This window comes from Candidatus Micropelagos thuwalensis, assembly GCF_000469155.1.
Lineage (GTDB): Bacteria > Pseudomonadota > Alphaproteobacteria > RS24 > RS24 > Micropelagius > Micropelagius thuwalensis.
In genome coordinates this window covers 602,222-620,427 of sequence record NZ_AWXE01000001.1, presented here as the reverse complement: position 1 = coordinate 620,427, position 18,206 = coordinate 602,222, and the positions used below count along the sequence as shown (strand labels likewise).

The window sequence follows — 18,206 nt, the reverse complement described above, 5'->3', positions numbered from 1 at the left end:
AATTGAGAAGCGACCTAATGCGATATGCGTCACAATCGCTTCTAACACATACCGCAACGGGATGATTATTGATTTGTCGATTTATTAAGACAGCAGCCATGTGCTCTTGATTGTGATATTTCCTAGAAAATATCACATGCATTATTCTTTTGGCTTGCATGTCTCGGTTTTTATTATTTTTAATTTTTAACCTGACAGGTAAGTGGCCCTAAGCTATCAGCATTTTCACCTTGCACATATAGGTAATTAATTGAATGATGAGGCCAGTCTAGGATTTTGCATGGATTTGGTATGAGCAAAAGTTTCGGAAGCTCGTTGGTATATTTTACGCTTCCAACGATTGGCTTTGGCTATATGTATGGTCTCATCAATCTTTACCTTATGATTTTTGCGACCGATTTTTTGGCGATTGCTCCCGCAACTGTCGGTTTTATATTCGGAATATCGCGTCTTTGGGATGCAATTTCTGATCCGCTTATTGGTCATCTCTCTGATAACACCCGAACGCGTTTTGGACGACGACGCCCGTGGCTGGTAATAGCTGCTGTGCCCCTCGGATTTGCTTTTTATATGTTGTTTAATCCCGCTTCTGGCTCTGAGGAGTTGATTACGATTTTGTGGTTCGGTGCAGCCGTTATCCTTTTTTATACCGCCTCAACGCTCTTTTATGTGCCGCATTTTGCCATCGCGGCTGAGCTAACTGAAGATTATCACCAACGAAATATTGTTTTTGGTTGTCGCCATGCCGGATGGTTAGCCGGCTATGTGATGAGCCTTGGCGGGATTTATTCTCTGACCATGTTGCACAGTGAGGGAGCAGAGAAGGTCATTGATTTTGCCGGTAAACAAGCAACATTTATTGGTTCTTTGACAGCTATTAGTGTCCTGATTTGTGCTTATGGAATGCGGGAAAAGCCGGGATTTGCCGAACGCCGTTCAACCTCGGTATTACCGGTTATCAAAGATGTATTTAAAAACATGTATGCTCGGCGCATTCTGATTGTGAATTTTATGGATAATGTAAGTTTTGCGCTGACATCCACGCTCGTTATCTATGTTTGTACATATATTCTCAATGATGCGAATATTGCTTCGGTATTTATTTTATTCTTTATGCTCCCTTCTTTGTTGCTTGTTCCAATCTGGATGCCGCTGGCGCGCAAATTCGGCAAGAAAAATCTTTATACTTTCTCAATGTTGCTTTCCGGGACTGCTTTCGGGTCTTTGTTTTTTGCCGATTACAATAATTTAGCGCATCTCTACATTGCTGGCATAATGGCCGGTACTGCGAATGGCTGTAATAATGTTATTGGCCCGTCTATTTTTAGCGACATTATTGATTATGACGAACTGCAAACAGGTGACCGTAAAGAGGGGGCTTATTTTGCTGTTTGGAGTCTTGTATGGAAAAGTTCCACAGCAATCGTTTTATTTATTCTCGGCATGGTCTTGAGTTTTGTCGGATTTGAACCGAATGTGCCACAAACAGATTTGGTCATTGATACGATGAAATTTATGTTCACCTTATTGCCTTGTATGTTTTATATACTGGCGGCGTTTATGTTCAGCTTTTTTAAACTCAATGAAGAAACTTATAATAACATTCGAACCGAACTCGATACGAACCGCGAAGCCACTCAATTATGAGCCTTTCAGACGCTACGCTTGATTATATTGAAACCATTAAAGGTTTTATGGATCCAGATGAAGGAAGCGCTTTGCACGATATGGCGCTCGAGGTTATATCTGATTTTCCAAACTCTCTAACAGTTGAAATCGGCAGTTATTGCGGCAAATCCACTGTCTATATCGGCAATGCAGTTCGCCAGAGAGGCGGTCTTATGGTTTCAGTTGATCACCATTATGGCTCTGAAGAGAACCAACCGGGAGAGGCGTATTTTGATCCCGACCTTGCGGATATCGAAACGGGGGGCATGTCATCATTAGCTGCTTTTCGCCGCACGATACGAGGCGCTGATTTGGAAGATGTCGTGATTCCAGTCATCGCGCCCTCGCGCATGGCATCCCATATCGTGCACGGCGATATTTGTTTTTTATTTATTGATGGCGGTCATTCTATGCCGGCGGCGCTTGATGATTATCGCCTTTGGGCGACAAGGGTCAAGACTGGCGGAATATTGGCAATACATGATGTCTTCCCAAATCCTGAGGACGGTGGACGCTCGCCCTATGAAATCTATTTGCTGGCTATAGCCTCAGGCCTTTTTGAGGAAGTGAAAGCGGTGAAATCACTTCGCTTTTTGCGGCGTCTTTAGGCCTATTGGCTAAATAGTTTGCTGGCAGGGGTGATATCAAAAACCGCATCCGTTGCGAGTATAACAGCACCGGAAGTCCATGGCGGTTTTTCTAGAGGCCAGTTCATCTTACGCTCTGTCTGGTAGCCCATCCAGTAGCCGCCATCCTTATCGCGATATTTATCTAGCCATGACAAAATTTCCTTTGCTTGGTTTTTTCTCCCAGCTTTTACTAGCGCCATGACCAGTTCAGCTGTTTCGGCAACCGTGACCCAGGGTTCGTCGCTGACACATTTGCAACCGAACTTGTCGACAACGAAAACATCCCATTTTTCGTCCAACCGTTTTTGCGCGGCTTCACCTTCTAGGACACCAGTCAAAACGGGATAGTACCAATCCATTGAGAAATTATCTTTGGGCTGCCAATTTCGATCAAAGCGATATGGCTTGTTAATGAGAGCATCACGCAATTTATCTCGTGCCGCTGTCCACTTATGAATATACCTGTTGGCGTCAGTATCAAAAATGGCTAACTCTGCGAGTTTTAAAGATGAGTTAAGACTTTTAAAAATTGAACAGCAACCTGTGACCAATGCGTCATCGACACGCGTGGTATCCGTCTCTGCTGCCCAGCGTATATCACCATCTTCTGTTTGGAGTGAGAGTGAAAACTCAATAGCCTTTTTCACATGAGGCCAAGCCGTTTTAACAAAATCCAGATTATTATTAAGAAGATAATCATGCCAAACAGCCGTAGCGATATAAGCCGCGAAGTTTGTGTCTTTTGTCCGGTTACCTGAGTCCATATCCTCGGATGAAAAGTGCATCAGACCTTCATCCAATGGAACAGCGCTTCCAAGTTGTCCCCACCACGCGCCGTCATTGAGTTGGGTGTTAAAAAGATAATCAAAACCGCGTTTGACGTTTTCTTTCTTACCGCAAAGGTTGAGCGCCATGACTGCTTCGAGATGATTCCAAGGATCCAGTACGCCATTCTTGAACCATGGAATGCCACCATCCTCTATTTGTATAGATATGATTTTTTCTACGGTGCCGTCAAAATAAGGGCTGAAAGATTTTATGTTATTCATATTTATTTTTTGTCGAAATAATACACGACTGACTTTCCCATAATCGGGTCGAGAAGTTTGCCGAATGCAGCCACGAGACCATTTGGGTTCATCATTTCTGCAACCAGCAATTTATGATAATGGCGTACCCCGAAAACTTTATCTTTTTTCACGCCGAGTAAGCATCTTAACCACCAATATGGGGAATGCAGACCATGCGCCCAGTGATGACAAATTTTTTTAAATCCGCGTGAAGTGAAATCATCTTCCAACTCGTTGGCACGGAAAATGCGGATGTGGCCGCCTGGCTCATTGTGATAATCTGCCGATAGAAGCCAGCATATTTTTTCGGGCCAGTAGCGTGGCACTGAAACACCAATGCGCCCACCAGGTTTGGTGACACGCAATATTTCTTCAATTGCGGCAAGATAATCAGGAATATGTTCCAGAACTTCAGAACAGATAACTCTGTCAAATGTGTCATCAGCGAAGGGGAGGTGAAGCGCATCAGCTACACTTAGTCCGAAACGGCTTTTTGATTGACCTGCTAAATCTGGATAGGCTGCAAATCCATCTCGTGCAATAAGAATATCTTCAAAGCCAAGATCTACCCCGATTATCTGGCAGTCATTGTGATAATAAACGGCGTGACAATGCCGTCCGTGTCCACAACCAAGGTCTAGTACTTTATGACCTTCTTTAACGTTAAGTTTTTCAAGTTGAATTGTCTGCATTGGTTAACTGTATATTGGCATTTTTGGCGATAGTGGCCCGATACATATCGACGACCTCTTGTGCGCAACGCGACCAAGTAAAATTTTCTAAAATATGTTTACGCCCTTTGACTGAAAGCGCGTCTCGCTTATCTGGATTATTCAGCAAATCTGCAATTGCTTGGGCAAGTGCAGGCGGATTTGAATGTGGTACTATAATCCCTGCATCGCCGACGACTTCCGGCAGCGACCCACCATCTGTTGAGACCAGCGGAACACCGCATGATAAAGCTTCGCCCGCAGGAAAGCCGAAGCCCTCATAAACAGACGGAGAGACAGCAATGGTTGCCTCGGCATAGAGCTTTCTTATGTCTTCCTCATCAAGGCCAGAGATGAATTGAACACGGTCATGAATGCCGCGTTTTTCAAGTTCTTGCATTGTGGGCCCCTCCCGAAGGCTGCCCACCACAACCAACTCCAGATCAGGAAACTCTTTTAAAAGCTCCGCATAGGCTCGGATGAGGTAAATCAGCCCTTTAAGCGGGACATCCGCGCTGGCGGTTGCCATTAAGCGATTGGGCTTACGTTTAATTTCAGGCATCGGACTGAATGCCTCATGATTAATACCATGATGTATGCGTTGCATGCGCTCCATTGGTACGCCGAAATCTTTATGAACATCACGCTTGGTGCTGTCAGAGACAACTATAAGCGGGTCAAGCTGCCGCGCCACCCGGATTTGCATATTGAGAAAACTATACCAACGCCATTTCAACAGTTTAAGAAAAAGTGATTTTGCATGTGTAATTTCGATATGACGATCTTTGGTAATTGGATGATGAATTGTGCCAACAACAGGCAAACCCATATTGCGAACTTCGAGCATGCCATAACAAAGTGTCTGATTGTCATGCATGATGTCGTAATCTGAAATCCGTGTTTTCATATAATTTTTTAACCGTTCGCCGAATGTATAAGGCTCTGGAAAGCCGCCCCAATTATGTGACCACCATTCGAATAAATCGATACGGTTGCTCATAATATCTTTATTGAGACAGGTGAGAGGGTTGTCGCGGGCATACATGTCAAGCGAAGGCAATTCAATCAAGCCGACACGTTGATCTAGATATGGATAGGGTGGGCCAGAAATGACGTCAACCTCATGTCCCAAATCTACAATGGCTTTTGAGATGAGGCGCATATAAATACCCTGACCTCCAGTGTGGGGTTTGCTTCTATAACTGGGAAGTAAAATTTTGAGAGGCCTGTCACCATTGATTGCTGATATCAAATCTTTGGACGTGCCATTAATGTTAGAGGGTGTTTTCATGAGGAACGCTGGTTTGGTTAATATATAAACTTGGATAATAGACAAGTAGGGTCTGTCTGTTGATTTATCCTGTTTTCTTATACAGGGAATCTTTTTTCGAGCCAGTCTTTCATGAAGCCAAAAAGTTCATCTGGTTTTTCCGATTGAGTCCAGTGTCCGCAGTTTTTTATGAGTTTGGTTTCTAGATCTGCAATATGTTCTGGCATGACATCTGCCATGGCAGGGGGGAGAACAGGGTCTTTCTCAGCGCAAATCATCAGACAAGGCAGGTCAATTTTGTCGGGGAAATTTTCACTTAGTTCCCAGTTGCGTGTGAAATTCCGATACCAATTCACGCCGCCACGAAACCCAGTCTTGGAGAAGGCATCAATATAGGGTTGAAACTCTGCATCCGGTAAAAGCTGATGACCGGGCCATTGCGTTTCATCAGATTTCAGAATGTTTAATAACTCAAAGTTTTTCCACATTTTTTGAGTTGCTTCATCGCCATTAAAATTACTTCCCGTCGGTGAGCGATAGGATGCTAGAAGGGTTTTACGCGGATTTTCATCCAGTATTTTTTCAGCAACACCGTATTCTTGAAATCTTACCAGGTAAGAATCCTTTCCCCATATGGCTTTGAAAATTTCTATGGGGTCTATTTCCTGACGCGGTATAAAAGGGGTGTTGATACCGATGACAGCCTTTGTGCGATTTGGGTGGTAAAATGGCATTTGCCAAACAACAAAACCGCCCCAATCGTGTCCGGTGAAAATTGCTTCTTCCAGACCTAGAGCATCCAGTAGATGTGCCATGTCATCGCATAAATGTTGCATGTCGAATAAGTTTACGCTCGTGTCATCGCCTGTGTCACTTAATGGATTTCCCGTCGCCCCAAAGCCTCTTAAATCCGGCGCAACCACATGAAAGCCCAAATTTGCAAGTGGGGTCATGATATGCCGCCAGCTATAGGCAATTTCAGGGAACCCGTGACACAGGATAATTGTCGGGGTGGTCGATGACCTTTGCCCAGTTTCAAACACTGCCATGCGTAAATCTGGTAGGTCAATGAAACGGGGGGTCGTCCAGTCGATATTGGTCATTTTTGTATCCAAAGTAGTTAAAGAAAGCCTACTTTGGAATCTGCACATTGTGCAAGTCAGAGCTTGGAAGCTTTATAGCTGTCAAAGGGAATGATTTTTGCCGGAGATTTTCTATATCTATCTTGATGATTGGGGGTGTGGGGTGACGGTTTAAATATCACAATATTGTCGTCACTCTCCTTCGTGTCGTATGCCTGAATTTTTTTTGACAAGAGTGCTTTTAATTTGTGTGAAGGGATATGAACCCGTGTCATGCCATCTACCTCTATCATCCATCAATTAAATGCTATTGATAATCATTATCAATAAGAAAGGATGTTAGTCAAGCTTTAAGCGCCTCTATTTGAAATCATCTAAGTAGGAATTCTATTCCCTCAGTTCCAACCCCAGAGGGGTTTTGTGGGTAATGATATTTGGTCATGGACAAAATGCAGACCGTTTTCGCGGTCTTTTTCCAGCCATATCGGGCCGTCTAGGTCAACATAATCTGCCTGTAATCCCAGAAAATAAGCAGGCATCATTGATAGCGAAGACGCAACCATACACCCAACCATCACTTTAAGATTTTTTTTACGGGCAAGTTGAAGCATTTTTAATGCTTCTGTAAGCCCACCCGTTTTATCGAGTTTAATATTCACACAGTCATAGCCCGGATTAAGGTGATTGAGGTCATCGCTGTCATGAACCGACTCATCAGCGCAAAAGGGGAGATCAATATCCTTGAGGATATCATCATTGTCGGCGGGTAATGGCTGCTCAATTAGGTCAATATTAAAGGATTTAAGGGCATCAACATGAGAGATAATATCATGCGGGTGCCAGCCTTCATTTACATCAACGATGAGCGTTGCTTCAGCTGCGGTATCTCGAATAGCACTGAGGCGACCAATATCGGCTGCAAAGCCGTCCTCACCACCCAGCTTAACTTTAACTAATTGTTTCTTTTCAGAGTTTTTGTTCAAAAGCTGCTTAGCAGCCTGAGCCATTCTGGCAGGGGTATCTAATGTGATTGTCACAGCTGAAGGGAGAGGGCGCGGGCGCAAACCAAGCCGGTCTGGTACGGTCAGACCGATTTGTTTAGCTTCAAGATCCCAAAGGGCGCAATCTATGGCATTTCTTGCCGCGCCGGGGTGCATCGCGGTTTGAAGGTCGTCACGGGTAAAAGTGTGACTCAGCTTGTTTGAGCTACCTTCAAGGATTGGTTTGATACTCTCAATTTCCGCTGTGACACTTTCAAGGGTCTCACCGTATCGCCCATATGGAACGCATTCCCCGCGCCCGATCCGTGATCCATCATTTATCTCGACAACCACCACATCTGCGGTGTTTTTATGACCTCGAGAAATGGTGAAAGGCTTAGTTAGCCTATGGCTTTCGGCGCGTATTCTAATTTTTCTCTGCGTCTGGGTCATACTATTTCTATGCTAATGGTGGATTGCAAGCTAGACGACCCCATATATTTATGATAACGAGAGCCGAAATTCTAAGAGATTGTATATCACTTTCTCATCAGTATATGGGTATTAGCATATGGTGAAAATAACATTTGTTGAAAGTAACGGAACCGAACATCCTTGCGAGGGTGAAGTTGGAATGACTTTGATGGAAGTTGCCATCAAGAATGATATCAAAGCCATCAGTGCGGATTGCGGTGGAGCATGTGCGTGTGCCACTTGCCATGTTTATGTGCGCCAAGACTGGCAGGACAAGACGGGTCAGGCCAATGATCTGGAAGAAGATATGCTGGATTTTGCTGTTCATGTGAAGGATAACAGCCGTCTTTCGTGTCAGATTAAGGTGACAGATGACCTGGACGGTATTGTCTTAGATATGCCCGAGAACCAGTACTAGGTCTCAGCCCTTTTTATCGTAAGCGTCATATTCGTAATTGATGCTCAGCTCAATGATATTTTTCCATATCGCCTCAGCCATATCCTCCGGATAATTTGCTATCTTGGCTTCTTGTCTAATCAGGGCGATAACTTCATCAATGCGGGCAATGTCGCGGACTTGATTACGCTCTGGTTTCACCAAGGCGGCTTGCTCGATTAAATTGAGCCGCTTTTTGAGAAGCTGAAGAATGTCCTTATCAAGATTGTCGATATCTTCTCTTATTTTACCCATTTCAGGGCAAGGTAGCGGCGCGCGTGTGTTGTTTTCTGACATAGTTTCTTATATCCATTACAGGATTGAATTGAAAGTCTGACCAATCATCATATATATGAATTCACAAGGACAAAATGTCTCTGCAATAACAACTTGTAATTAATGAAAAGCATAATATAAACAAAATTATTCGGTAATTAAAATTAATTACATAAAAATTATGTAAATTACACGCACTCTGAAAGGTTAAGCTATGTCCGAAACAATTAAAACAGATGCCGTCATTATCGGAGCCGGACCCGTTGGTTTGTTTGCCATTTTTGAACTTGGCCTGTTGGACATGAAAGCTCATCTCATTGATATTCTTGATAAACCCGGTGGGCAATGTGCTGAACTCTATCCTGAAAAACCTATATACGATATTCCAGGTATGCCGGAGGTTTCCGGTCAACAACTCACGGATCAATTGATGGAGCAGGCGGCTCCTTTTGATCCGACTTTTCATTTCAACCGGATGGTAACTGGTTTGGAAAAAGTTGATGACCAGACTTGGCGTGTGACAACAGACGAAAATGAAGTTTTTGAAGCTCCGGTTGTGGTAATTGCTGCGGGTGGCGGAAGCTTCCAGCCGAAAAAACCGCCTATTCCAGAAATTGAAGTTTACGAACAGTCTGATACTTCCAATGGCGCTGGCGTTCATTATGCTGTTAGAAAAATGGAAGCTTTTAAAGATCAAGATATTCTCATCTCTGGTGGTGGTGATAGTGCCATGGATTGGGTGTTAAACCTTCAACCCATCGCCAAATCCATGACACTTGTTCATCGCCGTGATGTATTCCGTGCCGCGCCTGATAGCGTCAATAAAATGCGCGCGCTGGTTGATGAAGGAAAAATCAATTTACATATCGGTCAGATTACTGACCTTATTGGTGAAAACGGGCAGCTTTCTGGCGCACATCTTAAACCGGCTCAGGCCGATCCGATTGAAATCAATTGCACGAGCTTCTTGCCGTTTTTTGGCCTGACCATGAAACTTGGCCCAATTTCTGATTGGGGTCTTAACCTTAATGAAAATCTTATTGAGGTGGATACGGAAAAGTTTGCAACTGACCAAGATGGCATTTATGCCATTGGGGATATAAATACCTATCCCGGTAAGTTGAAACTTATTCTCTCAGGTTTCCATGAGGCAGCGCTCATGGCGCACCACGCATTTAAACGTGTGCATCCTGACCAAAAGTTGACCTTCCAGTACACGACCTCCAGCACCAGTCTTCAGAAAAAACTCGGAGTTAACTGAGGGTTAAAAGCAGTAATTAGGTTCGCCTTGTAACTTTGTCACATGTCTGAATAACCGAAGTATACGGTCTGAATTATCTTTAGCTCAACCGCGTTTTGTTATATCCAGTAAAATATAAAATGTGATGGGTGACGTATGACGGATAATTTAAACAACTGGAATAACACCCAGAGTCGTTACGACCAGCTTCCCGTTGATGTCGAAACGATTAACTACGCCATTAAAAATCTCAATGACATTGTCAGTAATCTGAACAAAGCTGTGGTTAATCTTAAAGCCGATATTAATGTGATTGTTATGCTTCTGTCCCGGATGGAAGGGTTAATGCAGGAGCAAGTTCAAATTTCTCGCGAGTTGATTGGCAAGAGTGGTAAGTCAGATAAAGAAAAGGCAGTCGATACGCCGACCACCGATTAATTCAGTCAACTACTTACAGACTGCCTTATCCCCATTAGTATTTTTTTGAGATGAGCTACATCGTCTGGTGTTACATTATCAGTGAAATAGCAACGACTCCAATGCTGAGTATAATTCCTTATCCCGTCGGCAATGTCTGGTCTGGCTTGCGCGATGCGTTCTGAAAAATCTAGTCTGCCTTCTGCTGGTGCGCGATGAAAACCGATTTTACCGGCAAGGATGCTGAATTTTGAATCCAGAAGAGTAAGCGGGTCTCTGCCGGTGAAAAACTTAAATAACAAAAGCGGGATGAGTAACGCTGAAACAGTTAGCCCCCAGATTGCCAGATATGTCAGTACACGTCCCAAGCTTAATTCGCTCAAAAAGTTCTTCCTTGATTGAGCATCAAAAGTCAAAATTTCGTTGTTCAAGCGCACAATTTGATGGTCTGCCCATCTCGCCAAACGGTTTAATCTGTCTGGTACGGTGAAACTATTACCAGGTTGCTTTAGCAATGGCGTGGTTGCACCTGTTTCCTGAGGTGTATTGGTTGTTTCTTCGATTAGGGGAACGACTTTTGTCGGGTCATAGCGTTGCCAATTTGAACCGTCAATTTTCGCCTCGACCCAGGCATGCGCGTCGGATTGACGAACCAGCACATAATTACCAAATTCATTCCAAGCCCCACCCGAATAACCGACGACGACATTTGCAGGAATGCCTGCGGCACGTAAAGCGGAGGCAAAAGCCATGGCGTAATGCCCGCAATAGCCTTGTTTTGTTTCAAAAAAGAAATCATCCATTTTGTCTCCGCGTAGCGGCGGCGGTGACAAAGAATAGCTGAACCCCTGACTTTGGAAATACCCAAGAAGCATTTCGGCAAAGGCAGCATCGCTATCAGTTTCACGGCGTTGTTTTTGAGCCCAGGCTGTTAGGCGTGGGTGACCTTGGAGGTTGGTACTCTCCGGTAGCGTGGCATTACTATTGCCGTCTGTCACAGTGCTGAGTTTCCAGATACGCGGAATCCTGTCCGTTTTGGCTGGAATAGTGATTTCTCCGCTCAGGCTGATTTGCGTTAAATTGGGGGGAGGTAGGTTTGACGGAGAACCCAAAACCGGCAGCCATGGCTCTGCGGGATTGGCATGTCTTACCGTATAGGTCAGATTTGGGTCATCATTGCCAATAGACGCTTTCAGCCTTTGAAAAGCAGGTGCTGCCGATAGCCCTCGCTCCCATTTGCCGTTTTTGGCGTGTGTGAGGACATAGACACGCCAGTAAAATTCTTTCACATTTGTTCCAGTTGGGAGAAAAGCTCTAAAGGCGGTTTCTCCGCTTTGAATGACCTCAGAAAACCGACCAATTTCCAACCTATCCGTAACGCCGGTTAAGGCTCTTTCGGATACAAGTTTTGGAATATCAGATAAATCAATGCGGGGGAGGAGAATAAAAATCATCAACGTTGCCAGAAATGCACCGCCAAGAATGCCGACCACACGAAGAATTCTTACCCGTAAGCCAGATAGAGGCATGTTATTATATCGCAGAACAAACAGGCCGAGATAAAGCCCAACGCTCACCAACATCAAAACAAACAGCATGAGACTGGAAGAAAGGGCTATCGCGCATAAAGCGGGGAACACGACCCCCAGCACAGCAAAGGGGTTTGGTCGCCCGCTTTGGTCAAGTTGCGCGATAACACCAAACATCATGACCAATAACATGAAAAATCGTTCGTCAGGTGGCGGTGCCAGAAACCGGATTGCAATAAAGACTCCGATAATAGAGGTGATGACCAGAACATGCCGTAGGGTTGAGCGTGGCATCAGGGCAAGTCCCCATAATGCAACCCATATCGGAAAAACAAGCACATGGCTCAGTGTTGCCATGGTCATGGCAATGGGGGCAGATGTTGCAGCCATTAACAAAGCTGTTAGGCGAATATCGGATTCCGGTAAGCGCTTTGGAGTGCGCTTGGGCTTTTTATTAAGCTGAAGCAAGCGCATGTAAAGCCTCAAGTCTTTGGGAGTCATTTTGAATGGTAAAGCGCTGATTGTTCAAAATCATAATGGCATTTTCCTGATGATTGGCACAAACCAACACCCCGCCACATAGATAAGATAATGCCGCCTCTTTCTCCATTTCTGTAGAAGCTTGCAACACCACATCGCCGTTATTTGGCGCGCTGAAGTCCCGGGTCAATAATTCCCGGGTTGCCGCAAAGCGTTTCCAATCAATGCGTGACGGCAAATCACCATCCTCAAATGTTCGCGGATCCTGCAAAAGCCCGTCTTCTGATTGTGCTGTTGCGGTGGCGAATAAATCATCTGAACCCTCCGTGACGGGTGTTTGGGTGGTGCGTGGATACTCTGTCAGGGGTCTCATGTCTGGCGTTGGGCAGACAGTCATTGTTATTGACGGAGATAGCCAACTCCAGCATCTAACGATGCCAAAAGGAAAACGGGTTTGAACTTTAAGCGCAGGTACAGTGTGAATACCGCGGGGCAGATTGCCGACGATTGGACGGATTTCGGCCTGACCTTTGGGTAGGTTGAGAACAAGTCTTTCAGATGTGGGAAGGTGGAGTTCCAGATTATAAACCGGATCTGTGCGTTGTAATGACAGCATGACTTGCTGGGTTTCAGAGGCCATGTAATAGGGTGCGGTTCTGAACGAGAAAGACAATCCCTGAAGGTTACGAACAGAGGCGATAAGCGACAGCATATAAATAAGAAATAGAAAAATAACGCCAAGTAGGATGAAGTTATTCTGCACACGGTAGCCCATGGCAAAGCTGGCAAACACCAAAAAGGCGACATAGACCCCATATCGATTGGGCAGAATAAATAAATCTTTTTGTCTGAGTATCTTTTCGTGTCCCGCCCATAAGCGTTTACCGGTCAGGCGATCCACAAAGGCTTGAACAGGCGCCAACATGAGATTATGGCACGGCTATACTGTTAAGAATATCTTGGAGTTTATCCAATGCATCATTTTTGCTGATGTTTTGTGTAAAGCGATGCCGCAAAGCACCGGGTATCATTTTTTGAATATCCTCCGGCGCGACATAATCGCGTCCGGCAATGAGTGCATGTGCCTGAGCGAGCCCTTTAATTTGAATGAGCGCCCTCACAGAGAGATGCGGTAATAATGCGCCGCGAACAGCTGTTGCTATGTCTTGTAAATATGTGACGATTTTGGCATCACAAATAATATCTTTTCGCCTCTCACATAGGGCCAAAAATGCGCCCTCAGGTAAAACCGGTTCACCACTAATGTCGCTGGAAAAGCCGCTTTCCGCACCGTCGATAATTTCTGCTTCGGTCTCTGCTGAGGGAAGCCCAAGTGTGAAAGAAACAGCAAAGCGGTCAAGTTGTGACTCCGGCAAAGGCGATACACCGATTTGCTCAGTCGGGTTCTGTGTGGCGATCAGCAAGAATGGCTCCGGCAAAGTATAACGACGTCCATCAATACTTGCTTGTCCTTCTGCCATGGCTTCCAGCAAGGCGCTTTGGCTTTTGCTGGGTGCACGGTTCAGTTCATCTACAAGCATAAGCTCTGTGAAAAGTGGCCCTTGCCTGAAGGTAAAATTCCCGCTTTGTGGATCAAAAACATTCACCCCGATAATATCGGACGGCATGGTGTCATTTGTGCATTGGAGGCGTTTCCAGTCCAGATTGAGGTGATGGCCGAAGGCTTGCGCGAGGGAGGTTTTACCGGTCCCGGGCGTATCTTCTATCAGGACATGCCCGCCGGATAGAAATGCCGCAAGCGCGCATTCAATTTGGTCTTTTTTGTCACGCACGATGTGATTAACGGCGTCAATGACGAAGGATAGTTTATTATCAACGGCTACAGGCTTCAACATAAGCAACTACTCATCAAATAATTTCCGACACCCTAACATGAACTTAATATATGCAAAAAGCGAAATATATTTATTAAACAAATTTAATTGTAAATTTTAATATAAAATTTGTTTAACAGTTTCATAAACTATCTTATGCTCATATGGTTACCCACATCAATCAGCAAAACCAACGGGTGTAATGAATGACTTTAGTTAAAAGAAATAACCTATCTGCATTGGCCTTAAATACACAAAAACTTAATCAAATTTTTCTTATTGCCGTCGTGCTGACACTACCGGCATGTGAAGCCTCACGCTTTACCTCAGTTGTCGCGCCGGACTTGGTACCTGCTGCCGAGCTGGCAAAATTCAGATGCGAAGAGTTGAATTAACCAAATGACAGAGAATGTCTGATGCGGCAGCACGAACAAATCATCATTGAGCGCGCCGAGATTCGCAAAGCTGAAGCAGGCGCCACCCACACCACCAACACCACAAATGTCGAAGTGATTAATAAAGGAAATAAGAAGGATTAGAGGTTTTCAAAACCCTCTATTTCAGCTTAAAACTCAGAGTGCGGCACAAATCCGCCAAGCTTATTTTTTCATCTTCACTTAGCTGAACATCTTCGCGAACAATCGTGATGACTTGATCTGTCTCCAGCCTACGAATGGCAATTAACGTATCACCCTCCATAAAGGGCATTAGCTCTGTTTTTTAAAGGGGAAGAATATGTCGAAGGAATTTCCGGATTTGTTGTAGATGTTTCATTTGGTGTCTCTTTGTATTGTTATACCAAAACGGCACCATTCATCTGAATGGTGCCGGGGTCTGATAGCACCGCACAAAGTCGGCAACGGCGTATTCGCCGGAGCTGTTGTATTCCGCCGCCACCCCGACATGGTGTCGAGTTGACGGTTATCGGGACAAGACTAAGAAAAACTCAATAAGCTTAAGCATTTAAGCCAAACTGAAACTATAGAGAACGGCAAGCCGCACTCACTGTCTTCAGGCGGCTTATCCTATACCGCTTTGTGTCAGGGCTATCATAACCCAGCCTTTGCCTGTCATAACAAAGGATGAAAATATCATAACATATTCTGTTATACAGTGTTACACGCAAAGGTAGTTTTTCTCAGAGATGCAGCTTTAGCTTTGAAAGAAATTGCGAAAGAAAACAATAGTGTAATCAATAGACTTCGTGTTAGGAGACTAGGTGTAGACATTGATTAGAGTTTTTTTACCGACTCAATTCGCGCATGGCGGCGTCGAGGCCATCGAGGGTGAGGGGGAACATGCGGTCATTGAAAATCTGCTTGATGATGTCGGTTGAGCCGCTATGCGTCCAAAAGCGTTCCGGCGTCGGGTTAAGCCACACCGCGCTGGTATAAATATCCACCACACGTTGGAGCCACACGCCCCCGGCCTCTTCATTCCAATGTTCCACCGACGCGCCTGCATGCACAATCTCATAAGGCGACATGGACGCATCTCCGACAAAAATAATCTTATAGTCCGCCGGGTATTTATGCAGCACATCCCATGTCGGCATTTTGTCCGTATGGCGGCGGGCATTGTCTTTCCACACGCCTTCATAAAGGCAGTTGTGGAAATAAAAATGTTCCATGGTTTTAAACTCAGCGCGCGCGGCAGAAAACAACTCCTCGCAAAGCTTGATATGCGGATCCATTGAGCCGCCAACATCAAAAAACAACAGCACGTTGATTTTGTTGCGCCGCTCGGCCTCCAGCTTAATATCAAGATAACCGGCATTGGCGGTGGATTTGATCGTGCCATCCAGATCGAGCTTATCCGGCACACCGTCGCGGGCAAAACGGCGAAGGCGCCGCAGGGCAACTTTTATATTGCGCGTGCCAATCTCGACGTCACCATCGAGATTTTTATATTCGCGCTTATCCCAGACCTTCACCGCGCGCCCATGACGCCCTTTTTCCTGACCAATGCGGATGCCTTCAGGGTTATAGCCGTCCGCACCAAAAGGCGATGTGCCGCCCGTGCCAATCCATTTATTGCCCCCTTCATGGCGTTCTTTTTGTTCCTCAAGCCGCTTTTGCAGCTCTTCCATAATTTTTTCCCAGCCGCCTAGCGCTTCCACCGCAGCTTTTTCTTCTTCAGTCAAAAACTTTTCGGTGAGGGATTGCAACCACTCCGTCGGGATTTCGGCGATTTCTGTTTCCGATAATGCTTGCAGACCTTTGAAGGTTTTGCCGAATACAACATCAAACTTATCGAGGTTCTTCTCGTCCTTCACCAAAGCAGCGCGGGAGAGATAGTAAAATTCTTGAATGTCGCGGTTGATGACATCACGATCCAGAGCTTCCAGCAGGCTCAGATATTCTCGCAGGCTGACGGGTACGCCGTTACTTTTCAGATCATGGAAGAAATCAACAAACATTGTTTAGGGTCTAATTTCTCTCGCGGCGGGCCAGAAAAGCCAGCTTTTCAAATAGCTGAACATCTTGCTCGTTTTTAAGCAACGCCCCATGTAATGGTGGAATAAGCTTATTCGGGTCACGCTCGCGCAGGGTGGTTTCGTCAATATCCTCATTCATCAGAAGCTTCAGCCAGTCCAGCAATTCAGATGTGGAGGGTTTCTTTTTCAGTCCCGGCACCTCACGCACTTCATAAAAAACAGACAGCGCTTCTTTCACCAGACGCGGTTTTAAATCCGGGAAGTGAACTTTGACGATTTCTGTCATTGTCTCGTGGTCTGGGAAAGCGATGTAATGGAAGAAGCAGCGGCGTAAGAAGGCGTCCGGCAATTCTTTCTCATTATTGGAGGTGATGATAACCAGCGGGCGTGTCTCGGCCTTAATGGTTTCGCCGGTCTCGTAAACAAAAAATTCCATGCGGTCGAGTTCTTGGAGCAAGTCATTTGGGAACTCGATGTCGGCCTTATCAATCTCATCAATCAGCAGAACGACGCGCCCTTTATGGGCAAAGGCTTCCCAGAGTTTGCCGCGATTAATATAGTTTTTAATATCTTTGACGCGTTCATCCCCGAGTTGGCTATCCCGCAGGCGTGTGATGGCGTCATACTCATATAGCCCTTGATGCGCTTTGGTGGTGGATTTGATGTGCCAGGTGAGAAGCTCCAGATCCAGTGCTTTAGCGACTTCCTCAGCCAATACGGTTTTACCTGTACCGGGTTCGCCTTTGACCAGAAGTGGTCTTTCCAATGTGAGCGCAGCATTTACCGCAATCCGTAAATCCTCTGTTGCAATGTAATTTTGAGTACCTTCGAATTTTCCGGACATCACAGAATTCCTTATTTGTTTTGAAAAACCTTTTAAACACCAATTTACGGCCTGCAGGCAAGAACAGAATCTCCGCTGCGGACATTTTAACGCATGCTTATTTATGGGAAAAAATCCAAAAAATCAAAAATGCTTGCAATGTCGGACTTGTATTTAAGCAAGAACTGAATATATTTCGCCTGTCTTAATTTGGTGCAGGAGAATATCGTTCATGGCAACGCGTTTACCAAAAGATTATGCGCCCAGTGATAGCGAACCCTTTATGAATGCCCGTCAAAGGGAATATTTCCGGCGCAAGCTTGTGACTTGGAAAGAGGATATCATTCGGGAAACACGCGAAACTGTCTCTTCATTGCAAGAAGGGAGTCTTCACCTTCCTGACGTGACTGACAGAGCAGCTTCTGAATCTGAAAAAACATTGGAATTAAGAACGCGTGACCGACAACGTAAACTCATAAATAAAATAGATGCCGCGCTTGGACGTCTGGAAGACCAAACTTACGGTTATTGTGAGGAAACAGGCGATCCGATTAGTCTGAAACGCCTCGATGCGCGCCCAATTGCAACATTAAGCGTGGAAGCGCAGGAAAGACACGAAAAACGTGAGCGCGTATTCCGCGACGACTAGAGCTTTTTTTCTGCCTTACCGATTCTCTTGCCTGGCTTGTGATTTTTTTTAAAAAATCACTCTTTCTGTGAATAAAGTGAGAACATGATTTTATTATATAAATAAAATCAATGGGTTAATTTTTTCCTTGCCAAAAAGAACAAAATAGGTACAAATAAGTTAATTGCTCCTTTTATAGGGGTGTGAAATAAGGAGATAGCA

The 18,206-nt window shown here is 45.0% G+C and carries 20 protein-coding genes; 8 read left to right on the top strand and 12 right to left on the bottom strand.

Features of this window, described 5'->3' with window-relative positions:
* The first annotated feature begins 291 nt into the window (after positions 1 to 291).
* A complete protein-coding gene (locus tag RS24_RS02995) occupies positions 292 to 1,647 on the top strand; it encodes an MFS transporter (protein WP_021776705.1) in 1,356 nt (451 codons plus the stop codon).
* Positions 1,644 to 2,276: a class I SAM-dependent methyltransferase gene (locus RS24_RS02990; protein WP_021776704.1), complete on the top strand. Its 633-nt coding sequence runs from the start codon at positions 1,644 to 1,646 to the stop codon at positions 2,274 to 2,276. The genes RS24_RS02995 and RS24_RS02990 overlap by 4 nt, the downstream gene beginning before the upstream one ends.
* 2 nt (positions 2,277 to 2,278) lie before the next feature.
* On the opposite strand, the gene RS24_RS02985 is transcribed toward RS24_RS02990, so the two are convergent.
* The 5 genes from RS24_RS02985 to dgcA all read right to left on the bottom strand — a co-directional run bounded on the left by RS24_RS02985 (position 2,279) and on the right by dgcA (position 7,862).
* Positions 2,279 to 3,346, bottom strand: coding sequence for a GH116 family glycosyl hydrolase (locus RS24_RS02985; RefSeq protein WP_021776703.1), 1,068 nt, complete (start codon positions 3,344 to 3,346; stop codon positions 2,279 to 2,281).
* A gap of 2 nt (positions 3,347 to 3,348) precedes the next feature.
* Positions 3,349 to 4,059: a class I SAM-dependent methyltransferase gene (locus tag RS24_RS02980; RefSeq protein WP_021776702.1), complete on the bottom strand. Its 711-nt coding sequence runs from the start codon at positions 4,057 to 4,059 to the stop codon at positions 3,349 to 3,351.
* Positions 4,040 to 5,368 carry a glycosyltransferase family 4 protein gene (locus RS24_RS02975; protein WP_021776701.1) on the bottom strand — a complete coding sequence of 443 codons (1,329 nt, stop codon included), beginning with the start codon at positions 5,366 to 5,368 and terminating at the stop codon, positions 4,040 to 4,042. Before RS24_RS02975 ends, RS24_RS02980 begins: the two co-directional genes overlap by 20 nt.
* A 77-nt stretch (positions 5,369 to 5,445) precedes the next feature.
* Positions 5,446 to 6,450, bottom strand: coding sequence for an alpha/beta fold hydrolase (locus RS24_RS02970; RefSeq protein WP_021776700.1), 1,005 nt, complete (start codon positions 6,448 to 6,450; stop codon positions 5,446 to 5,448).
* Positions 6,451 to 6,824: 374 nt separating this feature from the next.
* Positions 6,825 to 7,862 carry an N-acetyl-D-Glu racemase DgcA gene (dgcA, locus tag RS24_RS02960; RefSeq protein ID WP_021776698.1) on the bottom strand — a complete coding sequence of 346 codons (1,038 nt, stop codon included), beginning with the start codon at positions 7,860 to 7,862 and terminating at the stop codon, positions 6,825 to 6,827.
* 118 nt (positions 7,863 to 7,980) lie between these two features.
* Here dgcA and RS24_RS02955 point away from each other — a divergent pair, with 118 nt between their 5' ends.
* Positions 7,981 to 8,301: a 2Fe-2S iron-sulfur cluster-binding protein gene (locus tag RS24_RS02955; protein WP_021776697.1), complete on the top strand. Its 321-nt coding sequence runs from the start codon at positions 7,981 to 7,983 to the stop codon at positions 8,299 to 8,301.
* A gap of 3 nt (positions 8,302 to 8,304) precedes the next feature.
* Here RS24_RS02955 and RS24_RS02950 read toward each other — a convergent pair whose 3' ends face one another.
* Positions 8,305 to 8,616, bottom strand: coding sequence for a chorismate mutase (locus RS24_RS02950; protein WP_021776696.1), 312 nt, complete (start codon positions 8,614 to 8,616; stop codon positions 8,305 to 8,307).
* 193 nt (positions 8,617 to 8,809) lie between these two features.
* Between RS24_RS02950 and RS24_RS02945 the strand changes: the two genes are divergently transcribed.
* Complete coding sequence (locus RS24_RS02945) at positions 8,810 to 9,856, top strand: NAD(P)/FAD-dependent oxidoreductase (RefSeq protein WP_021776695.1); 1,047 nt, start codon at positions 8,810 to 8,812, stop codon at positions 9,854 to 9,856.
* A gap of 135 nt (positions 9,857 to 9,991) precedes the next feature.
* Complete coding sequence (locus RS24_RS02940) at positions 9,992 to 10,273, top strand: hypothetical protein (RefSeq protein ID WP_021776694.1); 282 nt, start codon at positions 9,992 to 9,994, stop codon at positions 10,271 to 10,273.
* A 5-nt stretch (positions 10,274 to 10,278) separates the two neighbouring features.
* Here RS24_RS02940 and RS24_RS02935 read toward each other — a convergent pair whose 3' ends face one another.
* The 3 genes from RS24_RS02935 to RS24_RS02925 are packed head-to-tail and all read right to left on the bottom strand — an operon-like array spanning position 10,279 to position 14,117.
* Complete coding sequence (locus RS24_RS02935) at positions 10,279 to 12,255, bottom strand: transglutaminase TgpA family protein (protein ID WP_021776693.1); 1,977 nt, start codon at positions 12,253 to 12,255, stop codon at positions 10,279 to 10,281.
* On the bottom strand, positions 12,236 to 13,186 hold the full coding sequence (locus RS24_RS02930) for a DUF58 domain-containing protein (protein ID WP_021776692.1): 951 nt from the start codon (positions 13,184 to 13,186) through the stop codon (positions 12,236 to 12,238). The genes RS24_RS02935 and RS24_RS02930 overlap by 20 nt, the downstream gene beginning before the upstream one ends.
* 4 nt (positions 13,187 to 13,190) lie before the next feature.
* Positions 13,191 to 14,117 carry an AAA family ATPase gene (locus RS24_RS02925; protein ID WP_021776691.1) on the bottom strand — a complete coding sequence of 309 codons (927 nt, stop codon included), beginning with the start codon at positions 14,115 to 14,117 and terminating at the stop codon, positions 13,191 to 13,193.
* 185 nt (positions 14,118 to 14,302) lie between these two features.
* Here RS24_RS02925 and RS24_RS02920 point away from each other — a divergent pair, with 185 nt between their 5' ends.
* Complete coding sequence (locus RS24_RS02920; protein ID WP_021776690.1) at positions 14,303 to 14,491, top strand: hypothetical protein; 189 nt, start codon at positions 14,303 to 14,305, stop codon at positions 14,489 to 14,491.
* A 21-nt stretch (positions 14,492 to 14,512) separates the two neighbouring features.
* The gene (locus RS24_RS10090) at positions 14,513 to 14,635 is read left to right on the top strand and encodes a hypothetical protein (protein WP_021776689.1); all 123 of its coding nucleotides are present in this window, start codon (positions 14,513 to 14,515) and stop codon (positions 14,633 to 14,635) included.
* Between the two features lie 16 nt (positions 14,636 to 14,651).
* On the opposite strand, the gene RS24_RS09955 is transcribed toward RS24_RS10090, so the two are convergent.
* The 3 genes from RS24_RS09955 to RS24_RS02910 all read right to left on the bottom strand — a co-directional run bounded on the left by RS24_RS09955 (position 14,652) and on the right by RS24_RS02910 (position 17,377).
* Positions 14,652 to 14,804, bottom strand: coding sequence for a hypothetical protein (locus tag RS24_RS09955; RefSeq protein WP_192814051.1), 153 nt, complete (start codon positions 14,802 to 14,804; stop codon positions 14,652 to 14,654).
* A gap of 535 nt (positions 14,805 to 15,339) precedes the next feature.
* Positions 15,340 to 16,515 (bottom strand): vWA domain-containing protein, encoded by a 1,176-nt coding sequence (locus RS24_RS02915; RefSeq protein ID WP_021776687.1) that lies wholly within the window; start codon positions 16,513 to 16,515, stop codon positions 15,340 to 15,342.
* Between the two features lie 10 nt (positions 16,516 to 16,525).
* Positions 16,526 to 17,377 (bottom strand): AAA family ATPase, encoded by an 852-nt coding sequence (locus RS24_RS02910; RefSeq protein ID WP_021776686.1) that lies wholly within the window; start codon positions 17,375 to 17,377, stop codon positions 16,526 to 16,528.
* Between the two features lie 211 nt (positions 17,378 to 17,588).
* Here RS24_RS02910 and dksA point away from each other — a divergent pair, with 211 nt between their 5' ends.
* Positions 17,589 to 18,005 carry an RNA polymerase-binding protein DksA gene (dksA, locus tag RS24_RS02905; RefSeq protein WP_021776685.1) on the top strand — a complete coding sequence of 139 codons (417 nt, stop codon included), beginning with the start codon at positions 17,589 to 17,591 and terminating at the stop codon, positions 18,003 to 18,005.
* Positions 18,006 to 18,206 lie beyond the last annotated feature (201 nt).

What these genes read in the sequence shown, in the direction of transcription:
- RS24_RS02995 (WP_021776705.1), top strand. Translation starts at nt 292, where the DNA reads ATGAGCAAAAGTTTCGGAAGCTCGTTGGTATATTTTACGCTTCCAACG.
- RS24_RS02990 (WP_021776704.1), top strand. Translation starts at nt 1,644, where the DNA reads ATGAGCCTTTCAGACGCTACGCTTGATTATATTGAAACCATTAAAGGT.
- RS24_RS02985 (WP_021776703.1), bottom strand. Translation starts at nt 3,346, where the DNA reads ATGAATAACATAAAATCTTTCAGCCCTTATTTTGACGGCACCGTAGAA.
- RS24_RS02980 (WP_021776702.1), bottom strand. Translation starts at nt 4,059, where the DNA reads ATGCAGACAATTCAACTTGAAAAACTTAACGTTAAAGAAGGTCATAAA.
- RS24_RS02975 (WP_021776701.1), bottom strand. Translation starts at nt 5,368, where the DNA reads ATGAAAACACCCTCTAACATTAATGGCACGTCCAAAGATTTGATATCA.
- RS24_RS02970 (WP_021776700.1), bottom strand. Translation starts at nt 6,450, where the DNA reads ATGACCAATATCGACTGGACGACCCCCCGTTTCATTGACCTACCAGAT.
- dgcA (WP_021776698.1), bottom strand. Translation starts at nt 7,862, where the DNA reads ATGACCCAGACGCAGAGAAAAATTAGAATACGCGCCGAAAGCCATAGG.
- RS24_RS02955 (WP_021776697.1), top strand. Translation starts at nt 7,981, where the DNA reads ATGGTGAAAATAACATTTGTTGAAAGTAACGGAACCGAACATCCTTGC.
- RS24_RS02950 (WP_021776696.1), bottom strand. Translation starts at nt 8,616, where the DNA reads ATGTCAGAAAACAACACACGCGCGCCGCTACCTTGCCCTGAAATGGGT.
- RS24_RS02945 (WP_021776695.1), top strand. Translation starts at nt 8,810, where the DNA reads ATGTCCGAAACAATTAAAACAGATGCCGTCATTATCGGAGCCGGACCC.
- RS24_RS02940 (WP_021776694.1), top strand. Translation starts at nt 9,992, where the DNA reads ATGACGGATAATTTAAACAACTGGAATAACACCCAGAGTCGTTACGAC.
- RS24_RS02935 (WP_021776693.1), bottom strand. Translation starts at nt 12,255, where the DNA reads ATGCGCTTGCTTCAGCTTAATAAAAAGCCCAAGCGCACTCCAAAGCGC.
- RS24_RS02930 (WP_021776692.1), bottom strand. Translation starts at nt 13,186, where the DNA reads ATGTTGGCGCCTGTTCAAGCCTTTGTGGATCGCCTGACCGGTAAACGC.
- RS24_RS02925 (WP_021776691.1), bottom strand. Translation starts at nt 14,117, where the DNA reads ATGTTGAAGCCTGTAGCCGTTGATAATAAACTATCCTTCGTCATTGAC.
- RS24_RS02920 (WP_021776690.1), top strand. Translation starts at nt 14,303, where the DNA reads ATGACTTTAGTTAAAAGAAATAACCTATCTGCATTGGCCTTAAATACA.
- RS24_RS10090 (WP_021776689.1), top strand. Translation starts at nt 14,513, where the DNA reads ATGCGGCAGCACGAACAAATCATCATTGAGCGCGCCGAGATTCGCAAA.
- RS24_RS09955 (WP_192814051.1), bottom strand. Translation starts at nt 14,804, where the DNA reads ATGCCCTTTATGGAGGGTGATACGTTAATTGCCATTCGTAGGCTGGAG.
- RS24_RS02915 (WP_021776687.1), bottom strand. Translation starts at nt 16,515, where the DNA reads ATGTTTGTTGATTTCTTCCATGATCTGAAAAGTAACGGCGTACCCGTC.
- RS24_RS02910 (WP_021776686.1), bottom strand. Translation starts at nt 17,377, where the DNA reads ATGTCCGGAAAATTCGAAGGTACTCAAAATTACATTGCAACAGAGGAT.
- dksA (WP_021776685.1), top strand. Translation starts at nt 17,589, where the DNA reads ATGGCAACGCGTTTACCAAAAGATTATGCGCCCAGTGATAGCGAACCC.